Annotated in this window: 13 protein-coding genes and 1 riboswitch; of the genes, 4 read left to right on the top strand and 9 right to left on the bottom strand. The window is 73.5% G+C overall.

Translation table 11 applies throughout. The features are described from left to right. Positions 1–99 precede the first annotated feature (99 nt). The 5 genes from OG904_RS01155 to OG904_RS01175 form a co-directional block, all read right to left on the bottom strand. The gene (locus OG904_RS01155; protein WP_405486396.1) at positions 100–1,593 is read right to left on the bottom strand and encodes a bifunctional phosphatase PAP2/diacylglycerol kinase family protein; all 1,494 of its coding nucleotides are present in this window, start codon (positions 1,591–1,593) and stop codon (positions 100–102) included. 156 nt (positions 1,594–1,749) lie between these two features. After that, entirely contained in the window at positions 1,750–2,283 is a 534-nt protein-coding gene (locus OG904_RS01160; protein WP_405486398.1) for a DUF6328 family protein, read from the bottom strand. Positions 2,284–2,428: 145 nt separating this feature from the next. Then, the gene (locus OG904_RS01165; RefSeq protein ID WP_405486400.1) at positions 2,429–3,208 is read right to left on the bottom strand and encodes an L-threonylcarbamoyladenylate synthase; all 780 of its coding nucleotides are present in this window, start codon (positions 3,206–3,208) and stop codon (positions 2,429–2,431) included. A gap of 16 nt (positions 3,209–3,224) precedes the next feature. Beyond that, on the bottom strand, positions 3,225–4,457 hold the full coding sequence (locus tag OG904_RS01170; protein WP_405497688.1) for a 2-isopropylmalate synthase: 1,233 nt from the start codon (positions 4,455–4,457) through the stop codon (positions 3,225–3,227). A gap of 174 nt (positions 4,458–4,631) precedes the next feature. Next, on the bottom strand, positions 4,632–4,835 hold the full coding sequence (locus tag OG904_RS01175; RefSeq protein WP_328302403.1) for a cold-shock protein: 204 nt from the start codon (positions 4,833–4,835) through the stop codon (positions 4,632–4,634). 231 nt (positions 4,836–5,066) lie between these two features. Between OG904_RS01175 and OG904_RS01180 the strand changes: the two genes are divergently transcribed. From OG904_RS01180 to OG904_RS01190, 3 genes are all read left to right on the top strand, one after another. Then, the gene (locus OG904_RS01180) at positions 5,067–6,800 is read left to right on the top strand and encodes a glycosyltransferase family 2 protein (protein WP_405486403.1); all 1,734 of its coding nucleotides are present in this window, start codon (positions 5,067–5,069) and stop codon (positions 6,798–6,800) included. A gap of 14 nt (positions 6,801–6,814) precedes the next feature. Further along, positions 6,815–9,880: an SGNH hydrolase domain-containing protein gene (locus OG904_RS01185; RefSeq protein ID WP_405486405.1), complete on the top strand. Its 3,066-nt coding sequence runs from the start codon at positions 6,815–6,817 to the stop codon at positions 9,878–9,880. Between the two features lie 123 nt (positions 9,881–10,003). Then, positions 10,004–10,705: an aspartate/glutamate racemase family protein gene (locus OG904_RS01190; protein ID WP_405497690.1), complete on the top strand. Its 702-nt coding sequence runs from the start codon at positions 10,004–10,006 to the stop codon at positions 10,703–10,705. Here the strand turns inward: OG904_RS01190 and OG904_RS01195 are convergent. Then, positions 10,608–10,985 carry a patatin-like phospholipase family protein gene (locus tag OG904_RS01195; protein WP_405497692.1) on the bottom strand — a complete coding sequence of 126 codons (378 nt, stop codon included), beginning with the start codon at positions 10,983–10,985 and terminating at the stop codon, positions 10,608–10,610. The genes OG904_RS01190 and OG904_RS01195 overlap by 98 nt on opposite strands. Between OG904_RS01195 and OG904_RS01200 the strand changes: the two genes are divergently transcribed. Further along, positions 10,879–11,412 carry a hypothetical protein gene (locus OG904_RS01200; RefSeq protein ID WP_405498409.1) on the top strand — a complete coding sequence of 178 codons (534 nt, stop codon included), beginning with the start codon at positions 10,879–10,881 and terminating at the stop codon, positions 11,410–11,412. The two genes, OG904_RS01195 and OG904_RS01200, sit on opposite strands and share 107 nt — an antisense overlap. Before the next feature lie 73 nt (positions 11,413–11,485). Here the strand turns inward: OG904_RS01200 and metE are convergent, their stop codons facing one another. The 3 genes from metE to aceB all read right to left on the bottom strand — a co-directional run bounded on the left by metE (position 11,486) and on the right by aceB (position 16,852). Then, positions 11,486–13,825 carry a 5-methyltetrahydropteroyltriglutamate--homocysteine S-methyltransferase gene (metE, locus tag OG904_RS01205; protein ID WP_405486407.1) on the bottom strand — a complete coding sequence of 780 codons (2,340 nt, stop codon included), beginning with the start codon at positions 13,823–13,825 and terminating at the stop codon, positions 11,486–11,488. Between the two features lie 173 nt (positions 13,826–13,998). Next, a riboswitch (cobalamin riboswitch) is annotated at positions 13,999–14,224 on the bottom strand. A gap of 148 nt (positions 14,225–14,372) precedes the next feature. Further along, on the bottom strand, positions 14,373–15,257 hold the full coding sequence (locus OG904_RS01210) for a 3-hydroxybutyryl-CoA dehydrogenase (protein WP_405486409.1): 885 nt from the start codon (positions 15,255–15,257) through the stop codon (positions 14,373–14,375). Next, a complete protein-coding gene (aceB, locus tag OG904_RS01215; protein ID WP_405486411.1) occupies positions 15,254–16,852 on the bottom strand; it encodes a malate synthase A in 1,599 nt (532 codons plus the stop codon). The genes OG904_RS01210 and aceB overlap by 4 nt, the downstream gene beginning before the upstream one ends. Positions 16,853–16,870 lie beyond the last annotated feature (18 nt).

Consider the following 16,870-nt stretch of genomic DNA (forward strand, 5'->3'; position numbering starts at 1 on the left):
GGCCCCCCTCCTGGAAGTACGACCCCACATCGTAGACACGGACGTCGGCGCGGGTGTAGGCGTCCCGAGGCCAATCCGGCCCGCGTGGGTGGCCGATCGTCAGCGGGGGCGGTAGACCGTGAGGGCGTTGGGGAGCTCGTCGAGCACCAGGTCGGAGGGGGCCTTCGCGTACTCGCCGTCGTAGGCGAGCGGAGTACCCGCCGGGATCTCCCCGATGCGCAGGCTGCGCAGCCGGGTCGCGACGTGGACCGGGGAGCGGGACAGCGGCCCCGTGAAGGCGGCGGCCAGCAGACGGGGCCCGGGGCGGCCGCCGCCGTGGACGAGACGGACGTCGAGGAGGCCTTCGCCGAGGCTGTCCCGGCGGCGGGGGGTGGGGCCGGTGCCGTGGTAGGTGCCGTTGCCCGCGAAGAGGAGCCACACGCTGCGGCGCCGCCCGGCCAGCCGCAGCCGCACGGGCCGCTCCGCCCTCAGCACCTTCCAGGCCGCCAGCAGGGCTGCGGGCCCGCCGCCGATGCGCGGGCCCCAGTGCAGGCGGTGGCGCAGCAGCTCCGGGTAGGCGCCGATGCTGAAGTTGTTCAGGAAGTAGCCGGCCTCGCCCTGCGGCCCGGGGGTGAAGCGGCCCACCGCGATGTGCACGGCCTGGCCGGCGGCCACGGCGCGGCAGGTGTCCTCGGCTCCGGCCAGGCCGAGGTCCAGCGCGAAGTGGTTGAGGGTGCCGCCGGGGAAGACCGCCAGCGGCACCCCGGCGCGCAGCGCGGCGGTCGCGGCGGCGTTGATCGTGCCGTCGCCTCCGCAGACCCCGAGCACGGTCGCCCGCGAGGCCGCCGCCGCCAGCTCCGCGGGCAGGTCCCCGCCCTCGCACCGGATCACCTCGGCCTTGGGCAGCCGGGAGCGCAGCAGGTCGAGCCCCGCGTCGGTGGCCGTGCCCGAGCCGGTGTTGACCACCACCGTGAGCCCTTCCCCGTCGGGCAGCGCGGGCGCCCCGGCGGCCGGCCGCTCACCGCCCGGCACGACCCGGGCCTCCTGCGCCCCGCGCGCGAGGTTGCGTACGACGACCCCCGCGGCCACGCCGAGAGCCGCCCCGGCCACCACGTCGGAGGGGTAGTGCATCCCGGTGTACACCCGGGAGAAGGCCACGGACGCGGCCACCGGGGCCAGCACCGCGCCCCAGCCCGGGGACTCCAGGGCCACCCCGGCGGTGAAGGCGAAGGCCGATGCCGAGTGCCCGGAGGGGAAGGAGGTGGTCCGCGGCGGAGTCGCCGCCTGCCGCACGGCGGGTACGCCTTCCAGGAGGGGGCGTGGACGGCGTACGGACCACTTGACCACGGTGTTGACGGCCGTGGAGGCCAGTGCCAGTGAGGCGGCCCCCCGCACGGCCGCCTTGCGGGCCCGGGGCGATCCGACGACGGCGATCGCCGCGGCGGCCCCGCCCCACAGCAGCCCGTGGTTCGCGGCGCGCCCGATGCCGGGGAGCAACCGGTCGGCCCCGTGCCAGTGCCGACGGGCCACCGCGTCGAACAGCCTGCGGTCCCAGTGGGCAACCGCTCCGTGCCAGGTCAGCGGTGATTCCGTGTGTACTGTGCGCTTCGCCATGGGGAGCGTGTACCCAGCTGGGCTCCCACCAGCCACTTCGCGGACCGAAATCACTCCCGCCCCGGAATCCGCGCTCGCTGCCGAGGCGGCTCGCTCCTCCGGGCGGTGCTCCGGGTGCGGCGCGAGCCGCGGGTCGCGGGCCGCGGGCCGTGCGGTTCAGTCGCCCGCTTCCCGGGTGCCCCGCGACTGCCGGGCCGTGTGGCGGCTCCGCGCCCACAGGGGCAGGGCGAACCAGCACAGGACGTACCAGGCGAAGACTCCGGCGACCAGCCACGGCACGAGGGCGTGGCCGGCGGCCACCCGCAGGATGAGGAACAGTGCCGAGACGAGGGTCGCCAGCAGCAGGACGATCCCGGTGAAGGTCAGCCGGGAGGCCCAGACCACCGCCTGCGGTTTGATCCGCCGCCCGGAGACGAGCCGGTGGAAGGAGACGGGGCCGATGAGCGCACCGGTCGCCAGGGAGCCGAGGATCACCGTGATGACGTAGACCGTCCGGTCCGGTTGTTCCAGCTCCACGAACCGGGGCGTGAAGGCGACGGTGAGCAGGAATCCGAGCAGGATCTGCACGCCGGTCTGGACGACCCGGATCTCCTGCATCAAATCCTGCCAGTTGCGGTCCGCACGCTCCTCCACCGTCTCTTTCCGGCCCTGGTCCCGGGCCGACGGGGCACTTCCGCCGCTTGCGTCCATTCGCTCTCCCCATCTCGTGCGCGGGACGACCGTCCGCCCGTGTGAGCGTGCCCCATGGCGCCGGGGATCCACGGCCGCGAAGCGTACGGCGCGCCGGAGCGGGAGACCGTGCGAAAGCCGTACGGAGGAAGCGCGCCGGCCCCGGTCAGGTGGACGCCGGGTTCCGCCGTCCGAACGACCGCCACCGGTGGGGCTCCGTGGCGCGCAGATGTGCCAGGTAGGCGTCCGGGTCGGTGCCGTGTGCCAGGTCCTGGGCTCCTTGCCGGATCTGGGTCAGGTCCCCGGCCGCGTCCATGCGCAGCATGGTGGTGGCCGCGTGCGGGGTACCGGGGCGGCGCAGGGCGTCGGCGTCGACGACCGGAACTCCGGGTCCGAACATCGCCGTTGCCCGGTCCGCGGTGTCCGCCGGCGGCATCCCGGTCCGGTTGGCGCTGCTGACGTAGAGGCGGGGGAAGCGCGCCAGGAGCGTCGACACCGGCCTCCAGTGCGCGCCGAACAGCAGCAGGTGGCCGTCGCGCAGGGCAGGGGCGGTCCAGACCGTGGCGGGGGCGTCGGCGCGCACGGGGACCAGGAGGGTGACGAGTTGCTCGCGCAGCAGGGTGAACGCGACCTCGAGCGCGACCGGTTCGAGGTCGAGGAGGGTGGTGAGGTCCCGCCACGTGGCGTCGTCGTGGACCCACAGGGCGACTTCCTGCCCGGCCGGGCGGCCCTTCGCCTCGTTGACGGCCCGGGGCGTGGTGGCGGTGACCACGTAGGTGAGCGGGCTGGGGTTGGGGAGGATGACCGCCCCTCCGGCGTGCAGGGCACGGGCGGCGGCGCGGATGTCGGGGGCGGGGGCCGTCTCGGGGGCGGGGGCCATCTCGAGGCCGGGGGCAGGGGAGGAGCCGGGGGCAGGGGAGGAGCCGGGGAATCGGGTGTCCGACATGCGGGGGGGGTTCCGTTCAGCGTGCGGGTGTGGCGGCGGTCAGGCCTTCGAGGTAGCCGGCGAAGTCGGCGTCGGCGACGAGGGCCTGGTTCTGGCGGTAGGCGCGGTTCTTGACCCAGGCCAGGGCCTTGCCGGTCTGGTCCGGATCCAGCTGGTGGCCCAGGCGTGCGGCGACCGCGCGCAGCACGCGCCTGCTGGCCAGGTGGGTCAGCACCACGGTCGGTTCGAGGCCCAGGTGCTGCTGGGGATCGTAGGGCTGGAAGGTCCGCGGGTGCGTGAAGGGGGTTCCGGTGGAGATGGTGGCGACCCCTGTTCCCACGATGGGGGTGGTGACGGTGAGCGGCACCCCGGTCTCCTCGGACACCATCCGGGCGATGCCCGGCAGCCTGGTCAGGTCGGGCCTCGTCCACCACGGCTCGCAGTCGGGCCCCAGTACCCGCGCGGCCTTGGCCCGGTCGTGCGCGAGGAGGAAGAGCAGCTGTTCGGTGGCGACCATTCCGCTGCGCTCGGCCATGCCCAGCCAGGAGCAGGCCGCGACCCGTGCTCCGCTCTCCAGGGCGGCCAGGGTGTTGGCGAGGCCGAGGCCGAGGTCGTTGTGGAGGTGCGAAACCAGCACCGTCTCCGGCCCCGCCCCGGCGGCGACGCGCCGGAACAGCGCTTCGGTCTGGCCGGGAAGCAGGTCGCCGACCGTGTCGGCCAGCACGATCGTGGCAGCCCCGTGCGCCGTCATCCGACCCGCGTACTCGGCGACCAGGGCGGGGTCGGCGCGGGGCGCGTCCACCAGGCACACGTCCACGGCGATGCCGTCCGCGAGGTCCACGGCTCCCTTGAGCACGTCCAGGCCACGGCCCAGGGACGTGCGGGCGTCGCTGTGCACCAGTGCCCGGGCGGTGGCTTCCGAGGCGGCCACGATCACCATGATCCGCCCGTGCGCCGCACCCCGTACCGCGCTCAGGGCCAGCCGTACGTCCTCGGCCGTGCCCCGGCAGACGGCGGACGGGCTCACCGACTCCTGCGCCTCCAGCGCGACTTGCCGGGTGGCCTCGAACTCCTGCCCGCACACGGAGGGGAATCCCGCCGCGAACACCACGTGCCGCGGGCCGTCCGGCCCGAAGAGCGCCCCTTGCTCGCGGGCCAGCCGGACCCGGAAGGCGGCGCTCATCATCGTCTTCGCCTGCGCGCCGTCCCGGGCGGACTCCTCGAAGAACACGACTCTTCCGGCCGCGGCCGACTCCCGTACCACGTCCACAACGGACAACGCCGAGCTCCTAGTTCTGGCGCGGCACCCAGGACCGCGAACCGTGCAGTTCCACCTCGACGGATCGTACGGCGACACGAAGCGGCACGGATCCGGAACACCCGGGCGGGGCGGTCCGCGGCCCCGGGTGGACCCCGAGGTCCACCCGGGGCCGGGGCGGGCAGGTCAGAGGGCTCGAACCTGGTCGGCCTGCGGACCGCGCTGTCCCTGGGTTATCTCGAACTCCACGCGCTGGTTCTCCTCCAGGTTCCGGAACCCGGAACCCTGGATCGCGCTGAAGTGCACGAAGACGTCCGCGCCGCCCTCGTCCGGCGAGATGAAACCGAAGCCCTTCTCCCCGTTGAACCACTTCACAGTCCCCTGAGCCATGCCCAACCCCTCGCGTGACGACGCCGCGCACGTGACCCGTGCCCGACTGCAGGCACATCCTCCCCAGCCGCCGACGGACGAAACAGCCGGTTCCGGCCGGGCCGCGGAACCTGGTTCACCTGCCGTTCCGGTGACTCATTCGAACTGTTGGCCGTCCTGCAACAAATGGTCTATACCTCTGACGCTAAAGTGGCACCTGAAACGGTCGCATAACCAGCCGTGGGGAGCTTTATGACCATTCATCATCTTCCACAACCACCTTCCGACGAAGAGCTCTACTGGTACTTCGGCCCGCAACGCCGCTGGGTCCTGATCAGCACCTCTCTCGCCTTCGTCTTCACCGCCGCGACCATGTTCACGTTCGCGCTGCGCACCCCGGCGCTGTGGGCCTTCCTCGCCGTCCTCGGGCTCAACGTCGTCGCCCTCGCCCTCTCCTCGGTCAACAGCCTGCGCCAGCGCCGGCTGACCCGGCCCTCGCACGAAATCCTCGTGCACGCCTGGCAGCCCGCCCGACTGCCCGGCGTGGACCTGTACTTGCCGACCTGCGGCGAACCGCTCCCCGTCCTGGAGAACGCCTACCGCGCCGTCGCGGCCGTCGACTGGCCCGGCGCGCTGACCACTTGGGTCCTGGACGACGCCGACCGGCCCGAAGTCGCCGCGCTGGCGGCCTCGTACGGCTACGAGTACGTCGTACGTCCGGACCGGGGGCACCTGAAGAAGGCGGGCAACCTCAATCACGCGCTGACGCTGAGCGGCGCGGAGTTCATCGCCATCCTCGACGCCGACTTCGCGCCCCGCGCGGACTTCCTGCGCCATCTCGTCCCCTACCTGGCCGATCCCGCCGTCGGCATCGTGCAGAGCCCGCAGTGCTTCGACACCGACGAGACCATGGACTGGATCCAGCGGGCCGCGGGCTCCGCCCAGGAATGGTTCTTCCGCTGGATCCAGCCGTCCCGGGACGCGAGCGACGCCGCCATCTGCTGCGGCAGCAACGCCGTCTACCGGCGCAGCGCCATCGACCTGGCCGGAGGCTTCGCCCGCCTCGACCACAGCGAGGACCTGTACACCGGCCTCGCCCTCCACGAACGGGGCTTCCGCACCCTGTACGTACCGGTGCTGGTCGCCAAGGGCACCTCCCCCGACCGGGTCACCTCCTTCGTCAACCAGCAGTACCGGTGGGCGATGGGCAACCTCCACCTGCTCAGCACCCCCGTGCTGCGCCGGATGGGCGCACCCTGGCGGATGAGGCTGTGCTTCTACGAGGGCGTCGTCGGCTACCTGGCCGCCGCCGTGAACACGTTCGCCGCGCCACTGCCGCCGCTGGTGATGATGTTCTGGTACCCGGACCACATCCGGCCCTGGCACGTCCTGCCGCTGCTCGCCCCGCTGTGGCTCTGGCACGTGCTCCTGCCCCGGATCAGCCGGACCCGCTGGCGGATCGAGGTGATCCGGGCCAACGTCCTGACGAGCGTCGCCGCCGCCACCGCCTTCCTGCACACCCTGCGCGGCCGCAGCGCCGACTGGGTGCCCACCGGCACCCGCGGCTCCGGCTCCTCCGGCGGGATGGCCCGCCGGGTGGTGGGCGCCTCGCTGCTCTGGCTCGTCCTCTCCAACGGCGCGGCCGCCGCGGGGCTCGCGCTGGCCGTGGCCCGCAACGGCTGGGAGCCCAACTGGGGTCTGCTGCTCTACTTCCTGGTGCAGTGCCAGATCAACGGCCCGCTGGTCCGCGACCTGTTCACCGAGCTGCGTCCGGCCAGGGCCTCCGTGCGCCCGGACACCGCCGACGGCTCCGGGCCGGCTCCGGCGACCGCCCGCCCGCGCGGCCTCGTACGGGCCCTCCCACTCCCCCGGACCGGCGTACTGCCCCGCCGCTGGCCCGAGACCCTCGCCGCCTCCGCGGTCCTCCTGCTCACTGGCCTGCTGGCATCCGGGTGGGTCAACCCGATGCTTCCCTGGCTGAGTTGAAAGGCTTCACCACCATGCAGTTCCCCCTGGCACCCGGCGCGCACCGCGACCGCCGGCCCGCCTCCACCCCGCCGCCCGGCCCCCCGGCGACCCCGGCGCGCTCCGGCGGCGAGTCCGGTCCCAGCCCGCACCGGTCGGCCTTCCGGCCCGACATCGAAGGGCTGCGCGCCGTCGCCGTCCTCGCGGTACTCGCCTTCCACGCCGGGGTTCCGGGGCTCGCGGGCGGGTTCGTCGGAGTGGACGTGTTCTTCGTCGTCTCCGGCTACCTCATCACCGGCCTCCTCGTCCGGGAGGCGGTCACCACCGGCCGGATCCGGCTCCTGGACTTCTTCTCCCGGCGGGCGCGAAGGCTCCTGCCGTCCGCCGCCGTCGTACTGGGCGCGGTGGCCCTGGCCGGAGCCTGGCTGACGGTCCCCCTGCGCCGGGCCGACCTGGAGCACGACGTGGTCGCGGCGGCGCTCTCCGCCGCCAACTGGCGGTTCGTCGCCCAGCAGACCGACTACCTGGCCGCCGGGCACGACCAGAGCCCGCTGCTGCACTTCTGGTCCCTCGCCGTCGAGGAGCAGTTCTACCTCCTGTGGGCGCCGCTGCTCGCCCTGGCCGTGCTCGGTGCGGCCCGGGCGGTGCGCCGCGGGCGCGCAGTGCGCGCCGTCGTGGCCCTCGCCGCCGTACCCCTGGTCCTCGTCTCGTTCGCGCTGTCCCTGCACTGGACGGAGCGCTCCGCCTCGCTCGCCTACCTCGCCACGCCCTCGCGCGTCTGGCAGTTCGGCGCGGGCGCGCTGCTCGCCCTGCTCCCCTGGCACCTCATGCGCGGCCCCCGGCCGCTGCGGCTGCTGTGCGGCTGGGCCGGGGGCGCGGCGATCGTCTGGTGCGTGGTCTCGTACGACGCCTCCACCCCCTACCCCGGTCGTGCGGCCCTCGTGCCGACCCTGGCCACCGCCGCCGTCATCCTCGCGGCGATCCCCGGCCGGGGCGAGCGCACCGCGATGGGTACCTACGGAGTCGGCCGGCTGCTGGCGGGCCGGGCACCCCGGGCGGTGGGACGGCTGTCCTACAACCTGTACTTGTGGCACTGGCCGGTACTCGTCCTCGCGGAGGCCCGCTTCGGCGGCCTGGGCTGGCCGGTGAAGTGCGCGCTCACCCTGGCCGCCGCACTGCCCGCCTACGCCACCATGCGCTGGGTCGAGCGGCCGCTGCGCCGCAGCCGCACCGTCTCGGAGTTCCCGCGCCGTGGGCTGTCCGTGGGTGTCACGGCCGTCGTACTGCCCGTGGTGCTCGCGCTCGTGGTCGGCACCACGACGCTCAACCTGCTCGGCCCGGCCGCACCCGTCGAGCTGAGCGGACTGCCCCCGGGCGCCGTCTCCGGTCCCCATCTGCTGGCCCGGACCGCCGGTGCGCCGCTGACGGGCGGCCCCGTGGTCCCGGCGCCCGCCCAGGCGCGCAAGGACTTCCCGCCGGACGGGGCCTGCGAGGTCGCCCCGGCCGTGACCCGCAGCCCGGACTGCCTGTTCGGCGCGGTGGACAGCCCGGACCGCATCGTGCTCCTCGGCGACTCGCACGCCGGTCAGTGGTTCTCCTCGATGCTGGCCATCGCCTCGCAACGGGGCTGGGCGCTCCAGGAGTTCGTCAAGCAGGGCTGCCCGCTGCCGCAGCTGGCGGTGGACAGCCCGCAGCTCGGCCGCGCCTACCGGGAGTGCGACACCTGGCGGGCCGACACCCTGGAGCGGCTGCGGCAGCAGCCGAAGCCCCGCCTCATCGTGATCGCCTCGCTCAACCGGTACACGGCGGACCCCCGGCTGCTGGCCGAGGGCTGGGAGAAGACCCTCGAACCCCTGCGGGCGACCGGCGCGCCGATCGTCTACCTCGAGGACACCCCCGTGCCCGGCACGGACGTCCCCGCGTGCGTGTCCGGCAGCCCGGGGACCCCGGCCGCCTGCGCGTTCAGCCGCGCCGATGCCCAGCAGACCGATCCGCTGGCGCGCCGGATCGCCTCCGGCGCGCTGCCCGGCGTACTCGGCGTGAGCGTGAACCCGGTCCTGTGCCCGGGCGACGGACCGACCTGCCCGGCCGTGCTGGACCGCATCCTGCTCTACCGGGACGACTCCCACCTGACCAATGTGGCGGCCGTCGTCCTGACCCCCCGGCTCGAACGGCTGCTCACCGAATCCGGGGCGCTGCCCGCGGTGGCCGCGTCAGGCACGTCCGGCGCGTCCGGCACGTCCGGCACGGTGGGCTCGGCGGGGGCAGCCGGGGCGGCCGGGTGGACACAGCTCCTGCGGGACGACTTCGACGGTCCTGCGGGCAGCCGCCCGTCGGACATCAACTGGCTCCACGACACCGGGACTTGCTATCCTGGATGCCCTGCGGCCCAGTGGGGCACCGGCGAGGTCGAGACCATGACCGACTCGACCGACAACGTCCGCCTCGACGGCAAGGGCGCGCTGGAGATCGTCCCCACCCGCACGGACGGCCGGTGGAGTTCGGGACGCGTCGAGACCAGGCGCTCCGACTTCGCGCCGCCGCCCGGCGGAACCCTGCGCATCGAGGCCTCCATCGCCCTGCCCGACGTGACGGGCGCGAAGGCGGCGGGCTACTGGCCGGCCTTCTGGACGCTGGGGGCGCCGCTGCGCGACGGGTACACGGGCTGGCCGGGGATCGGCGAACTCGACGTCATGGAGTCGGTCAACGGGCGTGACAGCGTCTTCGCGACCATGCACTGCGGAATCCTCGAAGGCGGCCCGTGCCAGGAACCGGCGGGCCTGAGCTCGGGCCCGCAGCCCTGCGACGGATGCCGGTCGGGGTTCCACTCGTACGCCGTCGAGGTCGATCTCGCGCCCGGCGCCGAGGAGGTGCGCTGGTACCTCGACGGCCGCGTGCACCACCGCGTGGCCGCGTCCCGGATGGACCCGGAGACCTGGAAGCGGGCGGTGGACCACGGGCTGTTCCTGATCCTCAACGTGGCCGTCGGCGGCAGCCTCCCCCTCGCCGACGGCGCGCGACCCGGTCCGGACACCGAACCGGGCCACCCCATGCGGGTGGACCACGTCACCGTCTCCAGCCGGGCCCCGGCCTCCCGGTGACATCCGCGACCCACCACAGGAACCCAAAGCGACACTTATGGGTGTGCGCGGATTGACGACATTCCCTTATGGTTGAGTGAGGCGGTGACACCGAGGAGCAGGAGCGGGAGCGTGGGCACGAGCATGAGGACGATCGGGCTGATCGGCGGCATGAGCTGGGAGTCGACGGCCGAGTACTACCGGATCCTCAACGAGCGGACGCGCGAACGCCTCGGCGGGCTCCACTCCGCCCGCTGCGTGCTCTTCTCCGTGGACTTCGCCTTGATCGAGGAGCTCCAGGTCCGGGGCCGATGGGCGGAGGCGGGCGAGGTGCTGGCCGGCGCCGCCCGGGCGCTGGAGGCGGCCGGTGCGGACCTGCTGCTCATCTGCACCAACACCATGCACAAGGTCGCGGACCAGGTCGAGGCCGCGACCTCCCTCCCGCTGCTGCACCTCGCGGACACCACGGCGGCCGCCGTCCGGGCCGCGGGGCTGCGGCGGGTGGGGCTGCTGGGCACGGCGTTCACCATGGAGCAGGAGTTCTACCGGGGCCGCCTCGCGGCGGGCGGGCTCGACGTGATCGTCCCGGACGCCGCGGGACGCGCGCTCGTGCACCGGGTGATCTACGAGGAACTCTGCCTCGGAGTCGTGAACGACCGGTCGCGCGCGGCGTACCGCGAGGTCGTCGAAGACCTCGTCGCCCGGGGCGCGGAGGGCGTCGTTCTCGGGTGCACCGAGATCGAGCTCCTCATCGGCCCCGCCGACAGCCCCGTACCGCTCTTCCCCACGGCCCGCCTGCACGCCGAGGCGGCGGTCGACGCGGCCCTGGCCGGAGGAGCCCACTGAGGGGACCGGTCCTGACGGGTCCCGTCCCGGTCACTCCCGGCCCGGCCCCCACACGGGACGGAGCCGCTCGGCGGTGGCGGGCGCCTGGGCGAGGCCCGCCCGGTACGCCGGCCGCCAGTGAGCGGGCTCCGGCGGCCAGGTCCGCGTTCGGGCCCGCGCGCAGGGCGCCGTCCATGTACCGCTGCCCCTGGACGCCGACGGGCGGCTCCGCCCCGGGGAAGGCGCTGCTGGCGGCCACCGCGTGGACCAGCGGCACGCCGCTCGTATGGTCCCACACCACGGGCTCACCCGTGGCCGCGTCCACCGCGGTGATCAGCAACTGCCGTTCCGGCCAGGCCTTCGCGCCGATCAGGGCGGCCCGCCCGGCGACCAGCGCCCGCTCGGCCTCGGAGTCGGAGCCGGAGCCGGCGTGGTCGAGGGCGATCCGGCCGACGCGGCGCCGGGCCCCCCGGTTCCAGCCCCGCTTCCCCGAGCACGGCGAACACGGCGCCCATCACCGCCCCGGCCGACGTACCGACCGTCAGGTCGGCTTCGCCCAGATCGATGCCGCCGCGGCGCAGTCCCGCGGCCAGTCCGGCCATCCATGCGGTGCCGACCGGACCTCCCGGGCCCAGTACCAGTGCCCGGTCGAACGTTGCTCCGGTGTCGAGACCCACGAGCGTCTCCTGCCGTCGGATGACGATGTCGCCGAGTGGCGATCAACATGATCGACACGGTCGACAGCAGGACCTCGACCGGACTTCAGGTCAACCGGTCACGGCAGCGGCATCCGGACGGAGATCAGGCTCCGGGCGCGGTGTCCGGGAGGTCCGGGAGCTCCGCGCGCACCAGGCGGGCAGCTTCGACGAGGTGCTCCAGGGAGGCCCTGGTCTCGGGCCAGCCACGGGTCTTCAGGCCGCAGTCGGGGTTGACCCAGAGCCGTTCGGCGGGGATCGCCTCCAGCCCCTTGCGCAGGAGGGCCGCCGCCTCCGCGGCGGAGGGGACACGGGGAGAGTGGATGTCCCAGACGCCCGGCCCGACCTCGCGCGGATAGCCGGCGCCGGCGAGCTCGTCGGCGACCTGCATGTGGGAGCGGGCGGCCTCCAGGCTGATGACGTCGGCGTCGAGGTCCTCGATGGCTTCGACGATGTCGCCGAACTCCGCGTAGCACATGTGGGTGTGGATCTGGGTGTCCGGGCGGACGCCGCTGGTGGTGAGGCGGAAGGATTCGGTGGCCCAGTCCAGGTAGCCGGCGTGGTCGGCGGCGCGAAGCGGAAGCGTTTCGCGCAGGGCGGGCTCGTCGACCTGGATGACGCGGGTGCCCGCCGCCTCCAGGTCGTTCACCTCGTCCCGCAGGGCGAGGGCGACCTGGCGGGCCGTCTCGCCGAGGGGCTGGTCGTCCCGTACGAAGGACCAGGCCAGCATGGTGACCGGGCCCGTCAGCATGCCCTTGACCGGCTTGGCGGTCTGCGACTGGGCGTACGCGGTCCAGCGGACGGTCATCGGGTCGGGCCGGGAGACGTCCCCGGCCAGGACCGGCGGGCGCACGTACCGGGTGCCGTAGGACTGGACCCAGCCGTGCTGGGTGGCGAGGTAGCCGGTGAGCTGCTCGGCGAAGTACTGGACCATGTCGTTGCGTTCGGGCTCGCCGTGCACCAGGACGTCGATCCCCGCCTTCTCCTGGAAGGAGAGGACCTCGCGGATCTCGGCCTCGATCCGCTCCTCGTAGCCGTCGGTGCCGATGCGTCCGGCCCGCAGGGCGGCGCGGGCCAGGCGCAGTTCGCCGGTCTGCGGGAAGGAGCCGATGGTCGTGGTGGGCAGCAGCGGCAGGCCCAGGAGGGCTCGCTGGGCGGCGGCGCGCTCGGCGTAGGGCTGGGCGCGGCGCCCGTCCGCGTCGGTGATCGTCCCGGTACGGGCCCGGACTGCGGGGTCGTGGGTGATGGCGGAGGTGGCGCGGGAGGCCAGGTCGGCCCGGTTGGCGGCGAGTTCGGCGGTGATCGAGCCGGTGCCCCCGGCCAGTCCCCGGGCCAGCGTGGTGATCTCGGTGGTCTTCTGGCGGGCGAAGGCGAGCCAGCGGCGGATCTGCGGGTCGATGTCGCGCTCGGCGTCGGCGTCGAGCGGGACGTGCAGCAGGGAGCAGGATGCCGCGACGTCGACCCGGCCGGCGAGACCGAGGAGCGTTCCGAGGGTGGTCAGCGACTTCTGGTGGTCGTTGATCCAGATGTTGCGGCCGTCGACCACGCCGGCGACCAGTCGCTTGCCGGGGAGGCCGCCGACCGCGGCGAGATCGCGCAGGTTGGCTTCGGCCGCGCCGGTGAAGTCGAGGGCGAGGCCCTCCACGGGGGCCTTCGCCAGTACGGGCAGGGCTTCCCCGAGCCGGTCGAAGTACGAGGCGACGAGCAGCTTGGGGCGCTCGGTCAGGGCACCGAGCTCCCGGTAGGTGCGGGCGGCGGCGTTCAGTTCGGCCGGGGTGCGGTCCTGGACCAGTGCCGGCTCGTCCAGCTGGACCCATGCGGCGCCCGCGGCGCGCAGGTCCGCGAGGACCTGGGCGTAGACCGGCAGCAGCCGGTCGAGGAGGGTCAGCGGCTCGAAGTCGGCGGCGACGCCCGGTGCGGGCTTGGCGAGGAGCAGGTACGTCAGCGGGCCGACCAGGACCGGCCGGGCGGTGTGGCCGAGGGCCAGGGCTTCCTTCAGTTCGGCGACCTGCTTGGCGGAGTCGGCCGTGAAGACGGTGTCGGGGCCCAGTTCGGGGACGAGGTAGTGGTAGTTGGTGTCGAACCACTTGGTCATTTCGAGGGGGGCCACGTCCTGTGTGCCGCGCGCCATCGCGAAGTACCCGTCCAGGGCCCCTGCCCGGGCTGCCGCCCGGTGGCGGGCGGGTACCGCGCCGACCATGACCGTGGTGTCGAGTACGTGGTCGTAGTAGGAGAAGTCGCCGGTCGGAACCTCGGTGATGCCGGCCTCGGCGAGCTGCCGCCAGTTGGTGCGGCGCAGTTCGCGGGCGGTGTTCCGGAGGGCTTCGGCGGTGACGCGGCCCTTCCAGTAGCCCTCGACGGCCTTCTTCAGTTCGCGGTTCTGGCCCTGGCGGGGGTAGCCGTACACGGTGGCCCGTACTGGCGCGGCTGTGGACTCGGTGGTCACGGAACTCTCCTTCGCGAGCGTGTCTCCATGGACCCGGTGACGGGCCGAGGGTGCGAAGGGGTGCCGGAACGGGAGGACCGCCGGGATCGCGTACGTCTGGGTACGCGACGGGAGGATCCGCCCGCATTGCACGCCGACCCGCCCACGAGGTCACCGGGAAACCGTGCGCGGTCGATCGCGCACGGGCAACGGGCAGGTCTTCGGACTCGCGGGCACGCCTGCCGGTCTCCCGGCGGGCTCCTACTGGCCGTCGCTTCCCAGGACCGGTTCCGGTCCCAGTGCGTATGACGGCGGTCGTTCCCGCTCACCGCTGCGGGGCAGTCCCGGATTTCCACCGGGTTCCCTCTTACGACGCATCCCGCCTGGCGGACGGGGCGAACCAGCTGCGGGGCCCACCCTAGGCCGCCGGACTCGAGAATGGACACAGCGGTCCGGTGGGCGGACGGTGAAATGGGACACGGCGGGGGTGCGGCGACACCACTCGCCGCGCCCCCACCGCTCTTGCGCGCCTCCGGCGCACCCTCTGCCCGGAGACCTGCCGGGACCCTCAGGCCCGGCCGTACATGTGGAACCCGCGGCCGCTCTTGCGGCCCAGCAGCCCCGCCTGCACCATCCGCTGGAGCAGCGGGGGCGGGGCGAACAGGGGTTCCTTGAACTCCTCGTAGAGCGACTCGGCGATGGCCGCGACCGTGTCCAGGCCGATCAGGTCGGCGAGCTTGAGCGGCCCCATGGGGTGGGCGCAGCCCAGCTCCATCCCGGCGTCCACGTCGGCGGCGCTGGCGTACCCGGATTCGGCCATCCGAATGGCCGAGAGGAGGTAGGGGACGAGCAGCGCGTTGACGACGAAGCCGGCCCGGTCCTGGGAGCGGACCATGGTCTTGCCCAGGGCGTCGCGGGCGAAGGACTCCACGGTGGCGACGGTGTCCGCCGAGGTGTGCAGGGAGGAGACGACCTCGACCAGCGGCAGGACGGGTACGGGGTTGAAGAAGTGCAGGCCCACCACCCGGTCCGCGCGGCCGGTGGCCATGCCCAGCCGCATGATCGGGATGGCCGAGGTGTTCGTGGCGAGGACGGCCTCCCGGTCCTCGACGATCTTGTCGAGGGCGGTGAAGACCTCCGCCTTGGCGTCCGGGTTCTCGGTGACGGCCTCGATGACCAGCTGCCGGTCGGCGAGGTCTTCCAGGTCGCCCGTGAACACGAGCCGGGCCAGGGCGTCCTCGGCGGAGATCCGGTCCAGCTTGCCGCGCTGGACGGCGCGTTCCAGGGATACGGCGACGCGTTCGCCGGCGGCGCGGGCGGCGGCCGCGTCCGACTCGGCGACGACGGTGTCGATTCCGGCGCGGGCGCACACCTCGGCGATGCCGGCGCCCATTTGCCCGCCGCCGACGACTCCGACGCGCTGGATGCGGGACGCGCCCGCGGTGGCGCTCACGCGGTCACCCGCGCGCCGGTACGGCGGACGAGGTGGCGGGTGTAGGCCTCGGGGGTGAAGAAGGCGGGCAGGTGGACCGAGAGTGCGGTGTCCACGAAGATCTCCCTGGCTTCGAGGGCGAGTGCCCGCGGGTCCTCGGACTCCAGGGCAGCGCATTCGGCGTCGAGGAGGTCGGTGACCGTCGCCCGGTCCACCCGGTCGTGGCGCAGCCATTGCCAGATCTGCACGCGGGCGATCTCGGCGGTGGCGGCGTCCTCCATCAGCCCGTTCAGTGCGACGGCGCCGCTGCCGCGCAGCCAGGCGTCGAAGTAGCGCAGTGCCACGGCCACGTTGGAGCGGATGCCCTCCTGGGTGGGCGGGGCGGCGATGCGGCGGACGGACAGCAGGTCGGCGGCCGTGACCTCGACGTCCTCGCGCGTCCTCGCCAGCTGGTTCGGCCGCTCTCCCAGCACTCCGTCGAAGACCTCGCGGCAGCCGGGGACGAGCCCGGGGTGGGCGACCCAGGAACCGTCGGAGCCGGCCTCGGCCTCGTACTCCTTGTCCAGGCGCACCTTGGCGAGGGCCGCGGCGTTGGCTTCGGCGTCCCGGCTCGGGACGTGGGCCGCCATGCCGCCGATGGCGTGGGCACCGCGCCGGTGGCAGGTGCGCACGAGGAGTTCGGTGTACGCCCGCATGAACGGGGCGGTCATCGTGACCTTCGCCCGGTCGGGGAGCTGGAAGTCGGTCCGGTGGCCGAAGGTCTTGATCAGGCTGAACAGGTAGTCCCAGCGGCCCGCGTTGAGTCCCGCGCTGTGCTCGCGCAGCTCGTAGAGGATCTCCTCCATCTCGAAGGCGGCCGTGATCGTCTCGATGAGGACGGTGGCGCGGACGCTGCCGCGGGGGATCCCTAGGAGTTCCTGGGCGAGCAGGAAGACGTCGTTCCACAGCCGCGCCTCGTACCGGTTCTCCAGCTTGGGGAGGTAGAAGTACGGTCCGTGCCCGGCGTCGATCTGGCGCCGGGCGCAGTGGAAGAAGTACAGGCCGAAGTCGACGAGCGAGGCGGCGACGGGCCGGCCGTCGATCTCCAGGTGCTCCTCGGTCAGGTGCCAGCCGCGCGGGCGGACCATGATGGTCGCGAGGTCCGCGCCGAGGCGGTACTCCTTGCCCTCAGGGGTGGTGAAGTCGATGCGCCGCCCGATGGCGTCGAGCAGGTTGAGCTGGCCGCCGATGACGTTGTTCCAGGTCGGGGCGGTGGCGTCCTCGAAGTCGGCCATCCAGACCCGGGCGCCGGAGTTGAGGGCGTTGACCGTCATCCGGCGCTCCGGCGGGCCGGTGATCTCGACCCGGCGGTCGGTCAGACCGGGGGCGGGCGGGGCCACGCGCCAGCCGGGGTCGGCGCGGACGGCGGCGGTGGCACGGGGGAAGTCCAGGGGGGACCCGGAGATCAGGTGGGCGGACCGGCGGCGGCGCTCCTTGAGGAGCTCCAGGCGCCGGTCCGCGAATGCGGCGTCGAGCCGGCCTATGAACTCCAGCGCCTCGGGCGTGAGGATCTCCTCGTGGCGCTCGGCCGGTGCGCCGATAACCCGGACGCTGCTGGTCAGGGGCGTGGGTGACATGCGGTTCTGCTCCTCGGC

Origin of the sequence: Streptomyces sp. NBC_00096, assembly GCF_045041305.1 — a bacterium.
GTDB lineage: Bacteria > Actinomycetota > Actinomycetes > Streptomycetales > Streptomycetaceae > Streptomyces.

What these genes read in the sequence shown, in the direction of transcription:
- OG904_RS01200 (WP_405498409.1), top strand. Translation starts at nt 10,879, where the DNA reads ATGTACCGCTGCCCCTGGACGCCGACGGGCGGCTCCGCCCCGGGGAAG.
- aceB (WP_405486411.1), bottom strand. Translation starts at nt 16,852, where the DNA reads ATGTCACCCACGCCCCTGACCAGCAGCGTCCGGGTTATCGGCGCACCG.
- OG904_RS01175 (WP_328302403.1), bottom strand. Translation starts at nt 4,835, where the DNA reads ATGGCTCAGGGGACTGTGAAGTGGTTCAACGGGGAGAAGGGCTTCGGT.
- OG904_RS01155 (WP_405486396.1), bottom strand. Translation starts at nt 1,593, where the DNA reads ATGGCGAAGCGCACAGTACACACGGAATCACCGCTGACCTGGCACGGA.
- OG904_RS01190 (WP_405497690.1), top strand. Translation starts at nt 10,004, where the DNA reads ATGAGGACGATCGGGCTGATCGGCGGCATGAGCTGGGAGTCGACGGCC.
- OG904_RS01165 (WP_405486400.1), bottom strand. Translation starts at nt 3,208, where the DNA reads ATGTCGGACACCCGATTCCCCGGCTCCTCCCCTGCCCCCGGCTCCTCC.
- OG904_RS01180 (WP_405486403.1), top strand. Translation starts at nt 5,067, where the DNA reads ATGACCATTCATCATCTTCCACAACCACCTTCCGACGAAGAGCTCTAC.
- OG904_RS01185 (WP_405486405.1), top strand. Translation starts at nt 6,815, where the DNA reads ATGCAGTTCCCCCTGGCACCCGGCGCGCACCGCGACCGCCGGCCCGCC.
- OG904_RS01160 (WP_405486398.1), bottom strand. Translation starts at nt 2,283, where the DNA reads ATGGACGCAAGCGGCGGAAGTGCCCCGTCGGCCCGGGACCAGGGCCGG.